This is a genomic window from Microbacterium laevaniformans (genome assembly GCF_016907555.1).
GTDB classification, from domain to species: domain Bacteria; phylum Actinomycetota; class Actinomycetes; order Actinomycetales; family Microbacteriaceae; genus Microbacterium; species Microbacterium laevaniformans.
The window spans coordinates 1,418,252-1,438,677 of record NZ_JAFBCE010000001.1 but is presented as its reverse complement, the minus strand read 5'-3'; the positions used below and the strand labels follow the sequence as shown (position 1 = coordinate 1,438,677).

Genomic DNA, 20,426 nt, shown 5'->3' with positions numbered 1-20,426 from the left:
GCTGAGCGTGGCGGGACGCGATCAGCTGTCGGCGTCGCGCTCCTGCACAGCGAGGGCGCGCTCGACGCCCGCGAGGTTCTCGTTCACGAGCCGGCGGAGGGCCGCCGGGGCCTCGGTGTGCGAGGCGAGCCACTGACGGGTCGCGTCGCGCAATGCCAGGGAGGCGAGCGGCGCGGGATACAGCCCCGTGATGAGGTAGTTCGCGATCTGGTAGGTCCGCGACTCCCAGACCGGCAGCAGCATGTCGAAGTACGGCTGGACGAACGATTCCAGCGCCGCGATGCCGGCGGGGTGCACGAATCCGAGAGCGGCGGAGCGCACGACGGTGTTCGGCAGGTCGGCGCTGTCGACGAGCGACGCCCAGGCCGCACGCTTGGCCTCGACCGTGGGCAGGGCCGCTTTCGCCTGAGCCGCGAACTCTCCGCCCTTCGCCGTGTTGTCCGCGGCCAGCGCCGCATCGATCTGCTCGGACGAGACGACCCCGCCGGCTGCCAACGACACCAGCAGCGCCCACGAGAGGTCGGCGTCGATCTCGAGTTCAGGCAACGTCAGCTCACCGTCGCGCAGAGCGCGCACCGTCTCCCACTGTGTGGCCGTCGCCGCTGCGGAGGCGAAGGCCGTGACGAACTGGAGCTGGCTGTCGCTGCCCGCCTCGGCGCCCTGAGCCAGCGCCCACAGGCCGTCGGCGACGCGCACCCGCGCAACCTCACGCTTGTCGGGGGCGACGTACGCGTTCGCCGCGAGCTGCAGCTGCGCGAGGGTGGTGCGCACCGTCGTGGACTCGGTTTCGGCGCCGATGTTGCGCAGGACCAGATCGATGTAATCGGATGCCGACGCCTCGGCATCCCGTGTCTGATCCCAGGCCGCACCCCACACGAGCGAGCGCGCCAGCGGATCGCTGATACCGGCGAGGTGGTCGATCGCGGTGGTCAGCGAGCGCGGGTCGAGACGGATCTTCGCGTAGGCGAGGTCCTCGTCGTTCAGGAGGATGAGGTCGGGTTGGCGCTCACCGACGAGTTTCGGCACCTCCGTGAGGTCGCCATCGACGTCGAGTTCGATGTGGCGTGTGCGCACGAGCGCCCCACCCTCGAGCGCGTAGAAGCCGACGCCGAGGCGGTGCGGTCGGATCGTCGGGTAATCGGCAGGCGCGGTCTGCACGATGGCGAACCGCGAGATGACGCCGTCATCGCTTACGCGAAGCTCCGGCGCAAGCGTGTTGACGCCCGCGGTCTCGAGCCACTTCTGCGACCAGCCGGACAGGTCGCGGCCGCTCGTGGCCTCCAGCTCGACCAGCAGGTCGGACAGCTCGGTGTTGCCGAACGCGTGCTTCTGGAAGTACTGACCGACGCCGGCGAAGAAGGCGTCGATGCCCACCCACGCCGCCAGCTGCTTCAGCACGGAGCCACCCTTGGCGTAGGTGATGCCGTCGAAGTTGACCTGCACGTCTTCGAGGTCGTTGATCGTGGCGACGACCGGGTGCGTGGAGGGCAGCTGGTCCTGGCGGTACGCCCAGGTCTTCTCCATCGCGTTGAAGGTCGTCCACGCCTCGGTCCACTCGGTCGCCTCCGCGGTGGCGATCGTCGACGCCCACTCGGCGAAGGACTCGTTGAGCCAGAGGTCGTTCCACCACTTCATGGTCACCAGGTCGCCGAACCACATGTGCGCCAGCTCGTGCAGGATCGTGACGACGCGGCGCTCCTTGACGGCGTCGGTCACCTTGCTGCGGAAGACGTACGTCTCGGTGAACGTCACGGCCCCGGCGTTCTCCATCGCGCCGGCGTTGAACTCGGGGACGAAGAGCTGGTCATACTTGGCGAAGGGATAGGGGACGCCGAACTTCTCCTCGTAGTACGCGAACCCCTCACGCGTCTTGTCGAAGATGTACTCGGCATCCAGGTGCTGCCAGAGGCTCTTTCGGCCGTAGACACCGAGCGGGATGACGGCGCCCGAGGCGCTGGTCAGCTCGCTGAAGGTCGCTTCGTACGGGCCGGCGACGATGGCGGTGATGTAGGACGAGATCCGCGGGGTGGGCTCGAACGCCCAGATCGCGGCGCCACCATCGCCGGCCAGCGGCTCGGGCGTGGGGGAGTTGGAGATCACCTTCCAGGCGGCGGGCGCCGTCACGGTGAAGCGGAACGTCGCCTTCAGGTCGGGCTGCTCGAACACGGCGAACACGCGACGGGAGTCGGGAACCTCGAACTGCGAGTAGAGGTAGACCTCGCCGTCGACCGGGTCGACGAAGCGGTGCAGGCCCTCGCCGGTGTTGGTGTACAGGCAGTCGGCGTCGACGATCAGCTCGTTCTGGGCGCGCAGACCCTCCAGGGCGATGCGGGAGTCGGCGAAGGCGGACACCTCCACGGCGTCACCGTTCAGGGTGATCTCGCGGACGTCGCGGGCGATCAGGTCGATGAACGTCGACGCACCTTCGGTGGCGCCGAAGCGCACGACCGTGCGTGAGCCGAACACCTCCGGGCCACGAGTGAGGTCGAGCGCGATGTCATACGACTGCGTGTCGACGATCGCGCGGCGCTCCTGCGCCTCGATGCGGGTGAGGTTCTCTCCAGGCACTGCGGTACTCCCGTGGGTGAGGGGTGGGGTCTGAACCATCCGGCACTGCTGGCGCCGACGGCAACCCATCCAGCCTACGCGGTCGTCGTTTCACGCTGCACGTGGCTGCGGGCGTGTGCGATGGCGGAGGGGAGGTCGGTGAACAGGTGGTTGTGGTGGCGCAGAGCGGCGAGCACGCCCACCGTGCGGAACAGATCCTCGTGTCGGGGCTGCACGCCCTTGATGAGCACGGTGATGCCGCGGCGCTCCAGCGTCTGCGTGATCTCGCCGAGCATGTGCGCCCCCGTCGCATCGACCAGTTCCAGCTGACTCATCCGCATGATGACGACCGAGACGCCGCGAACCGCGTCGACTTCGGCCGACACCCGATCGGCGGACGTGAACGACAGTGGCCCGTCGAAGCGCAGGATCGCGATACGGTCGTCGCCCGGTTGCGTCTGTCCGCGCACGTCTTCGCGCCGCACCTGCGACGCCTGCGACATGCCGCGCAGCGCGAAGAAGCCCGCGAAGGCGACGCCGATCACGACCGCGACGATCAGATCGAACGAGACGGTGATGACCGCCGTGGCGACGAAGGCCACGGCATCCGCCCGCGTGGAACGCAGGATGGCGCGGACGGTGTCGAGATGCACCATCCGGACGGCCGTGACCATGAGCACGCCCGCGAGGGCTGCCAGCGGGATCTGCCCGACGGGGCCGGCGGCCACGAGCACGACCAGCAGCAGAACGACGGCATGCGTCACCGCGGCCAGGCGACTGCGCCCACCCGATCGCACGTTGACGGCGGTCCGTGCGATCGCGCCGGTCGCCGGCATCCCGCCGAACAGGGACGAACCGATCGATGCGAGCCCCTGCCCGATCAGCTCCCGATCCGGGTCATAGGTCCCCGTGTCACCCAAGCTCGCGGCGACGCGCGCCGACAGGAGCGACTCGATGGCGGCCAGCGCTGCGACCGTCGCAGCCGGGGCCGTCAGGGCCGCGAGGCTGGAGAGGTCGAGCGCCGGCGGCGCGGGAGCGGGCAGTGTGCCGGGGAGGGCACCGATCCGGGCCAACGGGGCGCCGACGACGAGGGCCGCGACGGCGACGACGACGATGCCGACCAGAGACCCGGGCACACTGCGGTGCAGCCGGGGCGCACCCCACATACATGCCGTGACGACGGCCACTGCTCCCAGCGCCCACGCGGCATACGCAGGGTCGAGAGTGGCGAAGGCCTGCACGGCCGCGACGATCGCGTTGGAGCTGTGCTCGCTCGCACCGGCGACGTGGGACGACACGAGCGCGGGGATCTGCTGGGCGAAGATGATCACCGCGATGCCGAGCGTGAACCCCTCGATGACGGGCCACGGGATGAAGGAGACGGCGCGCCCCAGCCGGAGCACGCCGGCAAGGACCACCAGGACGCCCGCCAGGAGCGTCACCACCACGACGGCGCCCGGGCCGTGGCCGGCCACGATCGGAACCAGGACGACGACCATCGCCCCGGTGGGCCCGGACACCTGCACGTGCGAGCCGCCGAAGACCGCGGCGATCACGCCGGCCACGACGGCCGTCACCAGGCCCGCCTCCGCGCTGAGACCCGAGCTCACACCGAAACCCAGCGCCAGCGGGAGCGCGACGATGCCGACGGTCACGCCGGCGACGAGGTCACCGCGCCACGTGCGCCGCAGCCCCGCGTAGTCCCGACGCGAGGGCAGCAGGTTGCGGATCCGGACGTTCACGAGCGCGCCGCAGGCAGTGCGGGCAGGGACTGCGCATCGACGAGAAGCTCGCCATCCGCGCTCAGGATGCCGAGAAGCAGCTCACGAGCCGCGGTCAGCAGGTCCGCGACGCGGGGATCGGCCAACCGGTAGTAGACGTGGCTGGCGCGACGCTCGGACTCGACGAGTCGGTGACGGCGCAGCACGGCGAGGTGCTGGGACAGATGCGAAGCCTCCAGGCCCGTTTCGGACTGGAGGTCCGCGACGCGGACCTCCTCAGCCCCTGCGAGCAGTTCGAGAAGACGGATGCGGAGGGGATGCGCCAGCCCCTTGAACAGGTTCGCCTTGACCTCGTAGAGGGGGCGCTGGCTCTGAGTGAATGGCATGATAAAGCCATCATATCGTCTCTTCGCGCGCCGCCGCAGGCGCCCCGGGGGCTCCCTAGGATGGGGGCATGCGCATCCACATCGCCACCGATCATGCGGGTCTCGAGTTCTCCACGCAGCTGCAGCACCACCTCGCGGGACAGGGCCACGACGTCGTGGACCATGGGCCGATCGAGTACGACCCGCTGGACGACTATCCCGCGTTCTGCATCCGTGCCGCCCAGGCCGTCGTGCGCGACCAAGCCGCAGGGATCGAGACGCTGGGCGTCGTGTTCGGCGGATCGGGTAACGGCGAGCAGATCGCCGCCAACAAGGTGCACGGTGTCCGGGCGGCGCTCGTGTGGAGCATCGCCACGGCCGAACTGGCTCGGGAGCACAACGATGCCAACGTGATCTCCATCGGCGCCCGTCAGCACACCGTCGATGAGGCGATCGCCTTCATCGACCGCTTCATCGCGACACCGTTCTCGGGCGAGGAGCGCCACGCGCGCCGCATCGCCCAGCTCGCCGCATTCGAGACGGACGGCACTCTGGTTCCCGACCCGCGGGCGGGGACGCCGGCGCCGGCCGGTGGCGAGTCCGTCGACGCGATGGATCCCGAAGCCGGCTGATGCCCGAAGGTCACTCCGTACACCGCATCGCGCGCCAGTTCGATCGGAACTTCGTCGGACGAGAGATCTCGGCATCCAGTCCGCAGGGCCGCTTCGCCGAGGGCGCCGCGGTCATCGACGGCCGCGAAGCGATCGAGGTGCGCGCTGTCGGCAAGCAGATGTTCCTCGCCTTCGACGGAGACGTCTGGCTCCGGGTGCACCTCGGCATGTACGGCGCGTGGGACTTCGCGGGCGAAATCGAGATCGATCCCACGATCGCCTCGGCCAACGGGCGCATGGGCCAGACCAATCAGCGCGGGACCGATCTGGACGCCGTCTACGACGCCGCGGGCGAGAACTCCCTGAGCTCGATCGGCGCGCCGCGCAAGACCCGCGTGCATGTGCGGATGAGTGAGCAGACGCGCGGCCTGGAAGGCGCCGACGACACCGAGTGGCCGCCACCGGTCGTCGGCCAGGTGCGGCTGCGACTGCTCACCGCCGTCACGTCTGCGGATCTGCGCGGCCCCACCGCCTGCGAGCTGCAGACGCCGGACGACGTGCAGGCGACGATCGCGAAACTCGGACCCGACCCTCTGGTCGATGATCTCGCCGAGGGGGAGGAGCGCTTCGTCGCGGCCGTCCGCCGCAAGGCGACGCCGATCGGCCTTCTGCTCATGGACCAGTCCGTCGTCAGCGGCATCGGCAACGTCTACCGCGCCGAGCTGCTGTACCGCGCACTGCTCGACCCGCACACGCCCGGAAAGATGGTTCCCGAAGAGCTCGTCCGACAGCTCTGGCGCGATTGGACGCGCCTGCTCGTGATCGGAGTCGAGACGGGTCAGATGATGACCATGGACGACCTCGATCCCGAGGCCTACCGGCGCGCGATGGCGAGTCGCGATGATCGGCACTGGGTGTACCACCGCGCCGGGCTGCCCTGTCGCGTCTGCGGCACCGAGATCGTGCTCGAGGAGATGGCCGCCCGAAAGCTCTACTGGTGCCCGAACTGCCAGAAGTGAGGCATCGATGAGACAGAACCCGAGCTTCACCGTGACCGACGTCGCGGAGCTGTGTCGCATCCTCGACGAGAACCCCTGGATGACGCTCGTGAGCCACGGCCCTGACGGTCTGGTCGCCTCGCATTACGCCGTGCTCCTGGACGACCACGACGACCTCACGGTCGTCGGTCACGTCGGCAAGCCGGACGATGCGATCCACGGTCTGGGACAGCACGAGCTGCTGGTGATCGCCCAGGGGCCGCACGGGTACATCTCGCCGCAGTGGTACCTGCCGGGGCCGAACGTCCCGACCTGGAACTACGTTGCCGTGCACCTGTCCGGCATCCCCGAGATCCTCACCCCGGACGAGAATCTCCGTGTGTTGGAGCGGCTGGTGGCACGCTTCGAGAGCGCACTGCCCCAGCCGCGGCCGATGTGGCAGCCGCCCAACGACGAAGACTTCATCCGCCGACTGGAACGGGGCACGGTCGGCTTCCGCCTGACGCCCACGAAGGTGGTGGCCAAGCGCAAGCTGAGTCAGAACCGACCAGACGAGACCGTTGACGAGATCGTCGAACAGTTGGAAGCCGGCAGTCCCTACGCCGATCCACGGCTGGCGGGGGAGATGCGCCGCGCGCACGAGACGCTCCGGGCCGCGCGTGGTGCACAAGTCCGCCTGAACGGGCCGGGAGAGGCCTCACCTGCGCCGTCGACGCGTCCTGAGGAGGAGTTGTGAACGGGATGCCGCCGCGAGGCGCGACCGTCGACGTCATCGCCAACGCCCGCCTCACCGGTGCCGACCGGCTCGACCCGTTCGGTGACGACCCGGTCGACATCCACCTCGCCCAGGGGCGGATCGTCGACATCGCCCCGGTGCGCGCCCTTCCCCGACGCGGCGAGGTGCTCGACGCGGATGGCGGCTGGGTGATCCCGGGGCTCTGGGACCACCACGTGCACACCGTCCAGTGGGCGCTCGTCGCGCAGCGCGTGGCGCTGGGCGGAGTCAGATCGGCCGCAGAGGCCGCCGCTCAGATGGCCGGTGCGGCGCCGCTCGGCGACGGTCGACGTATCGGCACCGGCTTTCGCGATGCGCTGTGGCCCGACGAGATGACCGTCGCGGCTCTCGACGCGGCGACCGGCGATGTGCCCACGTACCTGATCAACGCCGACGTGCACAGCGTGTGGCTCAACACCGCGGCGTTGCGACGCGAGGGCTTCACGGCCGATGAGACCGGTGTGCTGCGGGAAGAACCCGCGTTCGAGATCTCCCGTCGACTGAACGCCGCCGATCCTCGCGTCGGCGACCGGCTGGTGACGGCGGCACTCGACGACGCCGCTGCGCGCGGGATCGTGGGCATCGTCGATCTCGACATGGCGTGGAATGCGGATGCGTGGCGCCGCCGCCTGGATGCCGGGTTCGACGCCGCCCGCGTCCGCTTCGGCATCTATCCGGCGCAGCTCGACCGCGCCCTGGCGGAGAGGCTGGCGTCGGGCGACGCGCTGGATCGGGCGGGGCTCGTCCGCGTCGGGCCGCTGAAGATCATCACCGACGGCTCGCTCGGCACCCGCACGGCAGCATGCTCGCACCCCTATCCCGGCGACCCCCACAACCACGGGCTGCTCACCGTGCCCCCGGAAACGCTCGCGGAGCTGATGACCCGCGCCACAGGGGGAGGGCTGGCGTGCGCCGTGCACGCCATCGGCGACGTCGCGAATTCGCACGCGCTCGACGCCTTCGCGACCACCGGTGCGACCGGCACCATCGAGCACGCACAGCTGGTCGCCCACGTCGACATCCCCCGCTTCGCGCGCCTCGGCGTCGGTGCCAGCGTGCAGCCGGAGCACGCGATCGATGACCGCGACATGACCGACACGATCTGGGCGACGCAGACCGGCATCCCGTACGCGCTGCGTTCGCTGGCGGCATCCGGCGCCAACCTCTTCTTCGGATCCGATGCGCCTGTCGCCCCGCTGGATCCGTGGGCAGCGATGGCTGCCGCCGTGTTCCGGACCCGCGACGGGCGCCCGGCCTGGCGCCCCGAAGAGGGCGTGGATGCCGCGACCGCCCTCGCCGCCTCCACCGACGGCGGATCGCACACCGGCTCGGCCCTGTTCCCCGGCGACGTGGCCGATCTCGTCGTGGTCGACCGCGACCCGCTGAGCGCCGATGAGGCAAGCCTGCGCGCGACTGTCGCCCGGGCGACCACGATCGAGGGCCGTCTCACGCACGTGTCATGAGCCCCGACGAACAACGAACGCCCCGGGATCTCGTTCCGGGGCGTTCGTGTCGAGCTGTGATTACGCGGCGAGGTGGGCCGAGAGGAACCAGCGGTCCTTCTCGAGGCCGGCCTTGATGGCGATCGCGACGTCCTGGCTGGTGAGGTCGGTCTCGTCGAGTCCGTCGATCGCGGCCTGCACGTCGGAGATGACGGCATCCATGTCCGAGACGATGGCGACGATCTCGTCCTGCCACTGCGCGAAGCCAGCCGGCACCGAGGTCGCTCCGGTCTTCTCGGCGACCGTGGACACACGCGCGTCGACCGGCAGACCGAGGGCGACGATGCGCTCCGCTGCGAGGTCGGCGAAGCCCTGAGCGTTGCTGACGACCTGGTCGAGGAGCTCGTGGATCGCGATGAAGTTCGCGCCGCGCACGTTCCAGTGCGCCTGCTTGCCGTTGACGGCCAGGGCCTGCAGTCCGAGCACGACGGGCGTCAGGAACTGGGCGGTGCCGGCGGCCGCCTCGGGGCCGGCAGCGGTCGTGGAAATGTTCTGCGTCTTGGTCATGATCTCGTCTCCGTTCGTCGGGGTTCTCCCACGTTGATGACAACGCTACCGAGCGCCCTGCATTCCGCAAGGTAGAAAAGGCTGGGCTTACGGATGGGCCGTGAATATGCCGCCGCGACTATCGTCGGCCAAATGACGATCGCCGAAGACGCCTCGATCCTGTCCATCCCGGCCGGTCGGCCGGTCGTACACGCGACCGCGTTCGTCGCCTCCGGCGCACGCCTGGTCGGCGACGTCACCCTCGAAGAGGGCGCAAGCGTCTGGTACAACGCCGTCGTCCGCGGCGACAGTGCTTCGATCACGCTGGGAGCCGGAAGCAACCTGCAGGACAACGTCTCGGTGCACGTGGATGCCGAGCACCCCGTGGTCATCGGGCGGGATGTGTCGGTGGGTCACAACGCCGTGGTGCACGGGTGCACGATCGGCGATGGCTCGCTGATCGGCATGGGCAGCGTGGTGCTGTCGGGTGCGGTCATCGGTTCGGGGTGCCTGATCGCCGGGGGAGCCGTCGTGCTCGAAGGGTCCGTCATCCCGGAGGGGTCGCTGGTTGCCGGCGTGCCCGCCAAAGTCCGCCGCGAGCTCACCAACGAGGAGAAGGCGGGGATCCTCCGCAACGCCCAGATTTACCGGGCGCACTCGACCGCGCACGCGACGGCATCCGACGGGCGCTGATGTTGCCGCGTTCGAGTTTCGTCGAGGAGTTGGCGCGGTTGCTGCCGGCTCCGGCCCCGGGCACGGCGTGCACCTTCATCGCCATCGACGGTGTGGACGGCGCCGGCAAGACCACGCTCGCGGACAACCTCGCGGAGATCATGCGACCGGCGAGAGCGGTCGTAAGGATCTCCATCGATGGGTTCCATCGGCCACGCGCAGCGCGACACGCGCGTGGTCGCGACTCACCCGAAGGCTTCTGGCTCGATTCCTACGACTACGCTGCCTTTTGGCGTGAGGTCGTCGTGCCGTTCCGCTCGGGGACGGGCACCTATCTAGCCGCGGTCCACGACGTCGACAGCGACGCGCTTGTGTCCGCTCCTCGGCTTCCGGTGATCGCCGGCGCAACGGTGATCACCGACGGAATCTTCCTCCACCGTGACGAGCTGCGCGACGTCTGGGATACGACTGTCTTTCTCGACGTCCCGGCCACGGAGTCAGTGCGGCGGCTCGCCCTCCGCGACGGCTCCTCGCCGGATCCCCTGCACACCAGTCAGCGACGGTATGTCGAGGGTCAACGTCTCTACCTCACGGCGTGCTCGCCTCGCGAGCGCGCATCGATCCTGGTCGACTACTCCGACATCGCTGCGGCGTCGATCGTTCGTGGATCCCGCGGTGCTGACCGGGTCGGGCCGCTGGCGTCGAGAAGGGCCAGTGCTCCGGATCAGTCATGTGGAGGGGATGACGGGAATCGAACCCGCACCATCAGTTTGGAAGACTGAGGCTCTACCATTGAGCTACATCCCCGAGGCCGCTTGCGAGCGGCATCCCGAAGAGTCTACAAGGTCTTGTCGGCTAGACTGACCAACGGCCGTTATTCGGCGCACGCGACCTGAAAAGGTGAGTGCGCGCCCGGGGCGTAGCTCAGCTTGGTAGAGCGCCCGCTTTGGGAGCGGGAGGCCGCAGGTTCAAATCCTGTCGCCCCGACACGAACGACCCCCAGACCTAAGAAACCACGGACGCGCACGTGTGCGTCCGGACACGAGGAGAACACAGGCATGGTCACCAGCACCGTCGAGAAGCTCAGCCCCACGCGGGTCAAGCTGCACATCACGGTCACCCCGGACGAGCTCAAGCCGAGCATCTCGCACGCGTACGAGCACATCGCCCAGGACATCCAGATCCCCGGTTTCCGCAAGGGCAAGGTTCCCGCCCCGATCATCGACCAGCGCGTCGGCCGCGGTGCCGTCATCGAGCACGCGGTCAGCGAGGGACTGGATGCCTTCTACCGCGAAGCCGTCACCGCCAACGAGGTGCGCATCGTCGGCCGTCCGTCGGCCGAGGTCATCGAATGGCCCAGCGACAAGGACTTCTCCGGTGACCTCAAGGTCGAGGTCGAGGTGGACGTGCGTCCCGAGTTCGATCTGCCGGCCCTCGACGACGTCACCGTCGAGATCGACGCCGTCGAGACCGACGCGGCCGCCGTCGATGCGGAGCTCGACCGCCTGCGCGGCCGTTTCGGCACGCTGGTGACCGTCGACCGTCCCGCAGCCAAGGGCGACTTCGTCGAGCTGAACCTCGTCGCAACGATCGACGGCGCGGAGATCGACCGCGCAGAGGGCGTGTCGTACGAGGTCGGCTCGGGCGAGCTGCTCGAGGGCATCGACGAGGCCGTCGAGTCGCTCACCGCCGGTGAGGACACGACGTTCCGCAGCTCCCTCGTCGGCGGCGACCACGCCGGCCAGGAGGCGGAGGTCTCGGTGACCGTCACCGCCGTCAAGGAGCGCGAGCTGCCCGAGGCCGACGACGACTTCGCGCAGATGGCCAGCGAGTTCGACACCATCGCAGAGCTGCGCGAGAGCCTCGCCGAGCGCGTCTCGGAGCAGTCGGTGTACCTCCAGGGCGCTGCGGCGCGCGACAAGCTCATCGAGGCGCTGCTCGCCAAGGTCGAGATCCCGGTGCCGGCGCAGCTGGTCGAGGACGAGGTGCACACGCACCTCGAGGGCGAGGGCCGCCTGGAGGACGACGAGCACCGTGCCGAGGTCACCGAGGCCAGCGAGAAGCAGTTCCGCACGCAGATGATCCTCGACAAGCTTGCCGAGGCGCACGACGTGCAGGTCTCGCAGGAGGAGCTGACGCAGTACCTCATCCAGTCGGCCGCGCAGTACGGTATGGCTCCCCAGGAGTTCGTCGACGCTCTTCAGCAGGGTGGGCAGCTGCCCGCCATGGTCGGCGAGGTCGCCCGCAACAAGGCGCTCGCGATCGCCCTCGGCAAGGTGTCGGTCGTCGACACCAACGGCAAGGCGGTCGATCTGACCGGCTTCGTCGTCGAGGATGAGGCCGACGCCGAGGCCGAGGTCGTCGCGGAGGCGGAGGAGATCGCCGACGAGGCTGCCGCCGCAGAGGCGAAGCCGGCCAAGAAGGCACCGGCGCGCAAGCCCGCCGCCAAGAAGGCCGACACGGATGCCGCCGAGGAGCCGGCCGCGAAGAAGCCCGCCGCCAAGAAGCCCGCTGCCAAGAAGGCGCCGGCGAAGAAGGCCGACGCGGAGTAAGTCCACGGGGACGCGTCCCCACGAAGGGTCGGATGCTGCGGCAACCGGCCCTTCGTCGTTCCCGCTCGTGACACCTGCGACACGAGGCTCCGCCGACGGCGAACACGGGCGAGGCGGCGTGCCTGCCCAGATAGATTCAATGGCGTACGGAAACCCGGAATCAGGAGTATCCATGGCTGAACCACTTGTCGCTACGAGCGTCTTCGACAGGCTGCTGAGAGACCGCATCATCTGGCTGGGGTCGGAGGTGCGCGACGAGAACGCGAACGAGATCTGCGCCAAGATCCTGCTCCTCGCGGCCGAGGACAGCGAGAAGGACATCTACCTCTACATCAACTCGCCCGGCGGCTCGATCACCGCCGGCATGGCGATCTACGACACCATGCAGTTCGTGCCGAACGACATCGTCACGGTCGGTATCGGCATGGCCGCGTCGATGGGCCAGCTGCTGCTGACCGCGGGCACGAAGGGCAAGCGCTACATCACGCCCAACGCGCGCGTGCTGCTGCACCAGCCGCACGGCGGTTTCGGCGGCACGGCGAGCGACATCCAGACGCAGGCGCAGCTCATCCTCGACATGAAGAAGCGCCTGGCGGAGATCACTGCCGCCCAGACCGGCAAGTCCGTGGAGCAGATCAACGCCGACGGCGACCGGGATCGCTGGTTCTCCGCCGAGGAGGCCCTGGCGTACGGCTTCGTCGACCACATCCGCGAGTCGGCCACCGATGTCATCGGCGGCGGCGGCACCAAGAACTGAAGGAACCGAGAATGAACATGCCCACCGCCGGCATCCCGCAGGGCTTCCAGATGCCCTCCAGCCGCTACATCCTGCCGCAGTTCGAAGAGCGCACCGCCTACGGCTACAAGCGCCAGGACCCGTACAACAAGCTGTTCGAGGATCGGATCATCTTCCTCGGCGTCCAGGTCGACGACGCATCTGCGGACGACGTCATGGCGCAGCTGCTCGTGCTCGAGTCGCAGGATCCCGACCGCGACATCATCATGTACATCAACTCGCCGGGCGGCTCCTTCACCGCGATGACGGCCATCTACGACACGATGCAGTTCGTGTCTCCGGAGATCCAGACGGTCGTGCTCGGCCAGGCGGCCTCTGCCGCGTCCGTGCTGCTCGCCGCCGGAGCCCCGGGCAAGCGTCTGGCGTTGCCCAATGCCCGCATCCTGATGCATCAGCCCGCCGTCGGCGAGTCGGGACACGGTCAGGCATCGGACATCGAGATCCAGGCCGCCGAGATCATGCGCATGCGCACGTGGCTGGAGGAGACGATGGCGCGCCACACCAACCGCACGCAGGAGCAGGTACACAAGGACATCGACCGCGACAAGATCCTTTCGGCCTCCGAAGCGCTCGAGTACGGCGTCGTCGACCAGGTGCTGACCTCGCGCAAGCGCGTTCCGGCTGCGCTCACCTCCTGACCGGACACCACCCGACACAGGCCCCGCCGTCACTTCGACCGCGGGGCCTCGTCAGGTGCGCAGAGTTTCACAACCGTGTCGCAATCCGGCGAGATGTCGGTCGCAGCGGTTAGGCTCGAAGCGCATCCCTGAGAGGTCTCTGGAGGAGGAGCATCATGGCTCGCATCGGTGAGAGCGCCGACCTGTTCAAATGCTCCTTCTGCGGCAAGAGCCAGAAGCAGGTGCAGCAGTTGATCGCCGGCCCCGGCGTGTACATCTGCGACGAGTGCGTCGAACTCTGCAACGAGATCATCGAAGAGCGCATGGCGGAGTCCGCCGACGGTGTCGTCAGCGACTTCGACCTCCCGAAGCCTCGCGAGATCTTCTCCTTCCTGGAGGAGTACGTCGTCGGTCAGGAGCCGGCGAAGAGGGCTCTCGCCGTGGCCGTGTACAACCATTACAAGCGGGTCCGCGCCCACGGGACCCTGCAGTCGGCCGAGCAGCGCGCCGACGAGGTGGAGATCGCGAAGAGCAACATCCTGCTGCTCGGCCCCACCGGGTGCGGGAAGACCTATCTCGCCCAGACGCTCGCCAAGCGACTGAACGTGCCCTTCGCCGTTGCGGATGCGACCGCACTGACCGAGGCCGGCTACGTCGGCGAAGACGTCGAGAACATCCTCCTGAAGCTCTTGCAGGCCGCCGATTTCGATGTCAAGCGCGCCGAGACCGGCATCATCTACATCGACGAGGTCGACAAGATCGCCCGTAAGGCCGAGAACCCGTCGATCACGCGCGACGTGTCCGGAGAGGGCGTCCAGCAGGCGCTGCTGAAGATCCTGGAGGGAACGGTCGCCTCCGTGCCGCCGCAGGGCGGCCGCAAGCACCCGCACCAGGAGTTCATCCAGATCGACACCACCAACGTGCTGTTCATCGTCGCGGGCGCCTTCGCGGGCCTCGAGGACATCATCTCCGCGCGTGTCGGCAAGCACGGCATCGGTTTTGGTGCACCACTGCATCGCAAGTCCGAGGACCTCAACCTCTTCGGCGAGGTCCAGCCCGAAGACCTCCACAAGTTCGGCCTGATCCCCGAGTTCATCGGCCGCCTGCCCGTGGTGACGTCCGTCGCGCCGCTCGACCAGGCGGCACTCATCGAGATCCTCACCGGACCGAAGAATGCGTTCGTGAAGCAGTATCAGCGCATGTTCGAACTCGACGGCGCAGAGCTGGAGTTCGAGGACGACGCCCTGCGCGCGATCGCCGACCTCGCCGTCGCCCGCAAGACCGGTGCCCGTGGACTTCGCGCGATTCTCGAGGACGTTCTCGGTCCGATCATGTTCGAGATCCCCTCTACCGAGGACGTCGCGAAGGTCATCGTGACGCGGGCGTCCGTCACCGAAGGAGCTCCGCCGACCCTCGTGCTGGAGCACAAGCGCAAGAGCGCCTGACGCGGTGTCCGCGCCGTACACGTCACGCGAGCAGCCCTCCAAGGCCGTTCGCGTGCTCCGCGTCACCGTGGCGATCGTGATGGCCACCCTCATCTTCGTCGGTGTCGGAGCCGTCACCTTCATGCACGCCTTCGGCCCGCGCGACGGAGAATCGATCGCGCATGCGCGCGTCGACATGGCGGCACGCGAGCTGCAACGGCGGGTGAACCAGCCGGGCCCGGGTGTGGATGCACAGACTCTCGCCGCCGCCGAGTTCATCGGGACGGTCGGGGGAGCCGACGTCCACGCGTATTCGTGGCGCGGGTCGACGTCCGATCCCGACGGGGCCCGCATCGACGTCCGCCTGCGCGTGAGCGTCCAACCGCAACCGTCCCGCGAACTCTTCCAGCCCGGTGTCGCCGCAGGAAGCGCCACGGAGTGCTTCCGGTTCCACGTGCGGCAGGGTCGCTCGTCCTATCGGCCGATCGAATGCCCCGCCTCGATTCCATCCTCGACGCCGACCCTCCCCGCGTCCGCAGCCCCCTCGCCGTCAGCGACGCCCCTTCCGATTCCCTCGGCGACACCCTGAGCGAGGCAGCGGGAGGTAGCGCCATCGCACACCGCCTCCCGCGCGCTCGTCAGCTTCCGAGTCCTCGCCGCACCAGCAGAGGCGCGATGTCGGCATCCCGCCCGCGGAAGTCACGGTACGCCTCCAACGGGTCCTTCGAGCCGCCCACTCCGAGCACGCGGTCGCGGAAGCGATCGCCACCGGCGCGGGTCAAGCCCCCGTTCTCCGCGAACCACTCGACCGTGTCGGCGTCGAGCACTTCGCTCCAGATGTACGAGTAGTAGCCCGCGCTGTAGCCGCCCGAGAACACGTGAGCGAAGTAGGTGGACGAGTACCGCGTCGGCACGACCGGATTGTGCAGACCGATGTCCGCCAGCGCCGCTGCCTCGAACGCGGCGACGTCCGTCACCGCATCGGCCTCCTTGACGTTCACGCCGTGCCATGCCTGGTCGAGCCACGCCGCGGCCAGGTACTCACTCGTGGCGAACCCCTGGTTGAAGGCTTCGGAGGCGTGCAGGCGGGCGACGACGTCGGCGGGCAACGGCTCGCCGGTGTCGATGTGCCGAGCGTACGAGGAGAGCACCTCCGGCCAGAGGATCCACATCTCGTTCACCTGACTCGGGAACTCCACGAAGTCGCGGAAGACCGCGGTGCCGGCGAAGTGCGGGAAGGTCACCGTCGCGAACAGACCGTGCAGCGCGTGCCCGAACTCGTGGAACATCGTCGTGACCTCGTCGAGCGTCAGGAGCGTCGGCTTGCCGGCGGCCGGCTTGGGCACGTTGAGGTTGTTCACGACGATCGAACGCGTACCGCGCAGGTGCGACTGCGTCACGATGGAGTTCATCCATGCCCCGCCGCGCTTGGTGTCGCGCGTGTAGAGGTCGAAGAGGAACAGGCCGAGCGCGGATCCGTCGGCGTTGTGCACTTCGAAGACGCGCACGTCGGGGTGGTAGGCGGGAAGATCGGGACGTTCGGTGAACGTGATGCCGTACAGCGAGGTCGCGGCGAAGAAGACCCCGTCGACGAGCACCCGCTCCGCCTCGAACCAGGGCCGCAGTGCCGTGCGATCCACGGCATACTCCGCTTCGCGCACACGCTCGGTATAGAACGCCCAGTCGTGCGCTTCGAGCGGGAACGGCTCGGGCTCAGCGTCCACCATCGCCTGCAGCGCCGCCTGCTCCGCACGCGCGTTGGCCGCCGCCGGTGCAGCGAGCTGCCGCAACAGCGCACGGACGGCCCCGGGAGAGCCGGCCGTCTCGTCGCTGGTCACGTAGGCGGCGTGGTTCTCGTATCCGAGGAGCGCAGCCCGCTGCGCACGCAGGCGCACGATCTGAGGCAGCACGTCGCGATTGTCGTTCGCGTTGCCGCGCGAGCCACGCGATCGCGAGGCCGCGAGCAGACGTCGGCGGCTCTCGCGGCGCGTGAGGCTCGACAGGTACGGATGCCCGGTGAAGAGCGTGAGCGTCACGACGTAGCGCCCCTCGAGTCCGCGGTCCGCGGCATTCTGCGCGGCGGCAGACAACTCACCGTCCGTCAGGCCGTCGAGCTCGTCCGCGGAGTCGAAGACGACGGCGAGGTCGTTCGTGTCCGCGAGCAGATTCTTCTCGAACGTCGTCGTGAGCACCGACAGCCGCTGGTTGAGATCCGTGAGCTGCTGCTTCTCGGCATCGTCGAGCCCCGCGCCGGCATGAGCCATCTCGCGGAATCGACGTTCGACCAGATAGCGCTCCTCTGCGCTCAGTGCATGTTCGTCGCGACTGTCGAAAACGGCCCGTACTCTCGCGAAGAGCGCGCCGTCCAATTGCACGGCATCGTGATGGGCGGCCATCAGCGGCGCGAGCGTCTCTTCGATCTCCTGGATCTCGGGCGACGCGTCGGCTGAGGAGACCGTGTAGAAGGTGCGCGCCACCTGGCCCAAGAGCTCTCCGGCGCGCTCCAACGCGACGATCGTGTTCTCGAACGTGGGGGCGGACTCGTCAGCGACGATGGCATCGATCTCGCTGCGGTGCCGCGCGAACCCCTCCATGAACGCGGGGAGATAGTGCGCCGGGGCGATCGACGAGTAGTCGGGGAGGCCGTAGGGCAGTGAAGAGGGTGCCAGCAGAGGATTGGAGTCGACGTCGATCATCCCTCCAGCGTAGGCCGGAAATCTCCAAAGATCTGGTTGCAAAGCATTCTTTGCAAGAGTAGCTTTGCATTATGATCCCCGATGATGCACCCGACGGATCCGTAACGGGACGCGCCGAAGAGCGCCGACTCGACGCCGGAGCGCTGCGCGCCCTCGCCCACCCGCTGCGGATCGAGATCTTCGACATCCTCAACCAGTACGGCCCGCAGACGGCCAGTTCCTTGGCGGCGATGACGGGGGAGTCGTCCGGGGCAACCAGCTACCACCTACGCGCACTCGCGAAGCACGACCTCATCCGAGAGCTCAGTGACCGCGGCACGGGACGCGAGCGCTGGTGGGAGCGGCCCCGCGGCGGCATCTCCTTCACCAACCCCGAGGCGATGAAGACGCCCGCCGGCAAGGCGTCCACGCAGCTCGTCATGAGCGAGTTCCTCACGCGGCGTCACCAGCAGTTGATGCGCTACGTGACCGAGAGCTTGGCCTCTCCCGGCGGCCTCGACGAAGCCAACGCGATGGTCGCGACCTCGACGTTGCGACTCACTCCGGCGCAGACGGAGGCGCTCATCACCGAGATGCACGAGCTCGTGCTGCGCTACGGCGACCTCTACCGCGATCAGACCGGCGAGGACCTCCAGCCCATCAGCATCCGCACCGATGTTTTCCCGCTCCCCGAAGATGGACTCAGCTCATGACGACGCCCGCCACGCACGAGGATGCCGGGGCACCGGCATCCTCGCCGCTGCCACCCGTCCACCGGGCCCCGCCCGGGCGGGGTTTTCGCACGCTGTGGTCGGCGGCGGTCTTCAGCAACCTCGCCGACGGTGTCGGACGCACGGCGGTGCCCCTGATCGCCATCACGCTGAGCTCCGACCCGCTGGTGATCTCGGTGCTGTCGGCACTGGCGTTCGTGCCGTGGTTGATTTTCGGCTTGCCCGCGGGGCTGATCGTCGACCGCCTGGATCGGCGCTACGTCATGGCGTTGGCGAACGTGATCCGGGGAAGCGTGGCGCTGTGGCTCGCCATCCTCGGTGCCTCCGGCAGCCTGAGCCTCTGGCGCTGTTCGTCGGCACGCTGGTGTTCGGTCTGGGCGAGACGCTGTTCGACAACGCCACGAATGCGGTCATCCCCGGCGTGGTCGAGCGTGATCAGCTCGATCGCGCGAACGGGTGGATCCAGGCTGCTCAGGTGACCGTCGACAGTTTCATCGCCACCCCGATCTCCGGCATCCTGTTCGCCGCCTCACTCGCCCTGCCGCTCTGGATCGGTTCGGCGGGGTACCTTGTCCCGGTCGTCCTCGCTCTGCTGCTTCCCCTTCCGGCGGCTCGGCCGCTTCGCACGCCGGCCGATCCCGACGACGCCGCTCGTCCTGCTGCACAGCGCTCGGGGGCGCGGGAGGCGCTCTCCTACCTGTGGCATCACCGCTATCTGCGCACGATGGTCGTGTTCACCTCGTTCACCGGAAGCGCGCTGGCTTTCGCGCAGGCGGTCATCGTCCTCTTCTTCGTCGACGCGCTGGCCGTCCCGGCCGCTGCCATCGGGTTCGTCACCGCCGGTCTCGGGGTAGGCGCCCTGTGCGGATCGCTGCTCGCGCCGCGTCTGGTGGCTCGATGGGGGCGGGGCCCGGTGATGTTCGCAGCAATCCTCAGCGGAGGTGTCGCGATGCTGCTCACCGGCATCGCACCGTCGGTCTGGACGGCCATCCTCGCCTTCGCAACCGCCGCGTGCGCGGTGTCGATCTGGAACGTGCCGTGGGGCAGCCTGCGTCAGCAGATCATCCCGCCCGATATGTTCGGCCGCGTGCTCGGCATCACGCGCACCCTCACCTGGGGGCTGTTCCCGATCGCCACGATCCTCGGCGGCCTCGTCGCGCGGATCGATCTGCGCCTGCCCTTCCTCATCGGTGGCGCCGCGACGGCGATCGTCGCGCTCCTCGGCATGCGACTGCTCATCGCGGGGACGCGACAGGCGGGAGCGGAGATCGCTTGACGGCGCTCGAGGCGGCCGGCGGGACCGACCCCGATCCAGACCTGCTCCCCCTCGAACGCCGGCGCTCTGGTGGAGGGGGCGACGACGTACGAGTGGGTACTCGCGGCGGAGGATCTGCTGGTGCGCCCCGAGCGCCGGCGAGACCTCTATGGCGGCGCTGCCGCGGATCCGCGCGTCGGCAGGAGACCGCGACATCTGGGTCGTGGGGGGGCGGAGACCTGGCGGGTCAGTTCTTCGACGCGGGTGCCCTCGACGAGATCGCCGTGTCGGTCGCGCCCGTCACGCCCGGCGCAGGGGCGCCGCCGCTGCCCCGGCGCAGCGAAGCAGAGCGCCTCTCCTTGCGCTCTGCTCACGCGGCTGGGCCCGTCGCCCGACTCGTCTACGACGTCGTGCCGCCCGACGCCGTCCTTCACCTAGGAGCGCCCGTTCTCAGCCGAACTCATCCTCGTCGTCGTGCCGCACGAGCACCTCACCGGATGCCGTGGCCTCCACGATCACGCCGGTGTCCAACTCGGCGATCGGGCGCCCCTCCAAGAAGGTCAGCGTCCAGCGAGGGCGCGGCTGGCCGAGGTCGTCGCCGGGAAGCGCGCGATCGACAGCGTGGATCTGCGGTCGCAGGACGGCAGGAACGGCCGCCGGCGGCTCGTCGCCGCTGGTCCATCGTGTCCCGAGCTGCAT

At 68.7% G+C, this 20,426-nt stretch carries 17 protein-coding genes, 2 tRNA genes and 1 pseudogene; 13 read left to right on the top strand and 7 right to left on the bottom strand.

Translation table 11 applies throughout. From position 1 onward, the window contains the following. Positions 1 to 21: 21 nt before the first annotated feature. The 3 genes from pepN to JOE53_RS06710 all read right to left on the bottom strand — a co-directional run bounded on the left by pepN (position 22) and on the right by JOE53_RS06710 (position 4,654). Positions 22 to 2,568 (bottom strand): aminopeptidase N, encoded by a 2,547-nt coding sequence (gene pepN, locus JOE53_RS06720; RefSeq protein ID WP_204947225.1) that lies wholly within the window; start codon positions 2,566 to 2,568, stop codon positions 22 to 24. Between the two features lie 74 nt (positions 2,569 to 2,642). After that, positions 2,643 to 4,289, bottom strand: coding sequence for a SulP family inorganic anion transporter (locus JOE53_RS06715; protein WP_204947224.1), 1,647 nt, complete (start codon positions 4,287 to 4,289; stop codon positions 2,643 to 2,645). Beyond that, positions 4,286 to 4,654, bottom strand: a complete 369-nt coding sequence (locus tag JOE53_RS06710; protein WP_204947223.1) for an ArsR/SmtB family transcription factor — start codon at positions 4,652 to 4,654, stop codon at positions 4,286 to 4,288. Before JOE53_RS06710 ends, JOE53_RS06715 begins: the two co-directional genes overlap by 4 nt. A gap of 68 nt (positions 4,655 to 4,722) precedes the next feature. Here JOE53_RS06710 and JOE53_RS06705 point away from each other — a divergent pair, with 68 nt between their 5' ends. The 4 genes from JOE53_RS06705 to JOE53_RS06690 are packed head-to-tail and all read left to right on the top strand — an operon-like array spanning position 4,723 to position 8,480. Continuing rightward, positions 4,723 to 5,265, top strand: a complete 543-nt coding sequence (locus JOE53_RS06705) for a ribose-5-phosphate isomerase (RefSeq protein ID WP_204947222.1) — start codon at positions 4,723 to 4,725, stop codon at positions 5,263 to 5,265. Further along, a complete protein-coding gene (locus JOE53_RS06700) occupies positions 5,265 to 6,263 on the top strand; it encodes an Fpg/Nei family DNA glycosylase (RefSeq protein WP_204947221.1) in 999 nt (332 codons plus the stop codon). Before JOE53_RS06705 ends, JOE53_RS06700 begins: the two co-directional genes overlap by 1 nt. A 7-nt stretch (positions 6,264 to 6,270) precedes the next feature. Continuing rightward, complete coding sequence (locus JOE53_RS06695) at positions 6,271 to 6,978, top strand: FMN-binding negative transcriptional regulator (RefSeq protein ID WP_204947220.1); 708 nt, start codon at positions 6,271 to 6,273, stop codon at positions 6,976 to 6,978. A gap of 5 nt (positions 6,979 to 6,983) precedes the next feature. Then, positions 6,984 to 8,480, top strand: a complete 1,497-nt coding sequence (locus tag JOE53_RS06690; protein ID WP_233449854.1) for an amidohydrolase — start codon at positions 6,984 to 6,986, stop codon at positions 8,478 to 8,480. 60 nt (positions 8,481 to 8,540) lie between these two features. On the opposite strand, the gene JOE53_RS06685 is transcribed toward JOE53_RS06690, so the two are convergent. Continuing rightward, the gene (locus JOE53_RS06685; RefSeq protein ID WP_061683228.1) at positions 8,541 to 9,026 is read right to left on the bottom strand and encodes a Dps family protein; all 486 of its coding nucleotides are present in this window, start codon (positions 9,024 to 9,026) and stop codon (positions 8,541 to 8,543) included. A gap of 132 nt (positions 9,027 to 9,158) precedes the next feature. On the opposite strand from JOE53_RS06685, the gene JOE53_RS06680 reads away from it, so the two are divergent. Then, entirely contained in the window at positions 9,159 to 9,698 is a 540-nt protein-coding gene (locus tag JOE53_RS06680) for a gamma carbonic anhydrase family protein (RefSeq protein WP_204947218.1), read from the top strand. A 712-nt stretch (positions 9,699 to 10,410) separates the two neighbouring features. Here JOE53_RS06680 and JOE53_RS06675 read toward each other — a convergent pair. Next, positions 10,411 to 10,484 (bottom strand) — tRNA-Gly (locus JOE53_RS06675). Positions 10,485 to 10,590: 106 nt separating this feature from the next. On the opposite strand from JOE53_RS06675, the gene JOE53_RS06670 reads away from it, so the two are divergent. From JOE53_RS06670 to JOE53_RS06645, 6 genes are all read left to right on the top strand, one after another. Next, a tRNA-Pro gene (locus tag JOE53_RS06670) sits at positions 10,591 to 10,664 on the top strand. Positions 10,665 to 10,735: 71 nt separating this feature from the next. Beyond that, complete coding sequence (gene tig, locus JOE53_RS06665; protein ID WP_204947217.1) at positions 10,736 to 12,229, top strand: trigger factor; 1,494 nt, start codon at positions 10,736 to 10,738, stop codon at positions 12,227 to 12,229. 172 nt (positions 12,230 to 12,401) lie between these two features. Then, positions 12,402 to 12,986: an ATP-dependent Clp protease proteolytic subunit gene (locus JOE53_RS06660; protein WP_016465111.1), complete on the top strand. Its 585-nt coding sequence runs from the start codon at positions 12,402 to 12,404 to the stop codon at positions 12,984 to 12,986. 11 nt (positions 12,987 to 12,997) lie between these two features. Beyond that, positions 12,998 to 13,663: an ATP-dependent Clp protease proteolytic subunit gene (locus JOE53_RS06655; RefSeq protein ID WP_016465112.1), complete on the top strand. Its 666-nt coding sequence runs from the start codon at positions 12,998 to 13,000 to the stop codon at positions 13,661 to 13,663. A 155-nt stretch (positions 13,664 to 13,818) separates the two neighbouring features. Continuing rightward, positions 13,819 to 15,087, top strand: coding sequence for an ATP-dependent Clp protease ATP-binding subunit ClpX (clpX, locus tag JOE53_RS06650; RefSeq protein WP_061683225.1), 1,269 nt, complete (start codon positions 13,819 to 13,821; stop codon positions 15,085 to 15,087). A gap of 4 nt (positions 15,088 to 15,091) precedes the next feature. Then, positions 15,092 to 15,655: a hypothetical protein gene (locus JOE53_RS06645; protein WP_231860893.1), complete on the top strand. Its 564-nt coding sequence runs from the start codon at positions 15,092 to 15,094 to the stop codon at positions 15,653 to 15,655. Positions 15,656 to 15,704: 49 nt separating this feature from the next. Here JOE53_RS06645 and JOE53_RS06640 read toward each other — a convergent pair whose 3' ends face one another. Next, on the bottom strand, positions 15,705 to 17,762 hold the full coding sequence (locus JOE53_RS06640; RefSeq protein ID WP_204947216.1) for a M3 family metallopeptidase: 2,058 nt from the start codon (positions 17,760 to 17,762) through the stop codon (positions 15,705 to 15,707). A 71-nt stretch (positions 17,763 to 17,833) separates the two neighbouring features. Between JOE53_RS06640 and JOE53_RS06635 the strand changes: the two genes are divergently transcribed. Together JOE53_RS06635 and JOE53_RS06630 are read left to right on the top strand one after the other, a co-directional pair. Beyond that, positions 17,834 to 18,454: a winged helix-turn-helix domain-containing protein gene (locus JOE53_RS06635; protein ID WP_204947215.1), complete on the top strand. Its 621-nt coding sequence runs from the start codon at positions 17,834 to 17,836 to the stop codon at positions 18,452 to 18,454. Continuing rightward, positions 18,451 to 19,748, top strand: a pseudogene (locus JOE53_RS06630) (MFS transporter). The gene JOE53_RS06635 and the pseudogene JOE53_RS06630 overlap by 4 nt, the downstream one beginning before the upstream one ends. Positions 19,749 to 20,177: 429 nt before the next feature. Here JOE53_RS06630 and JOE53_RS06625 read toward each other — a convergent pair. Further along, positions 20,178 to 20,426 carry a hypothetical protein gene (locus JOE53_RS06625; RefSeq protein ID WP_036285474.1) on the bottom strand — a complete coding sequence of 83 codons (249 nt, stop codon included), beginning with the start codon at positions 20,424 to 20,426 and terminating at the stop codon, positions 20,178 to 20,180.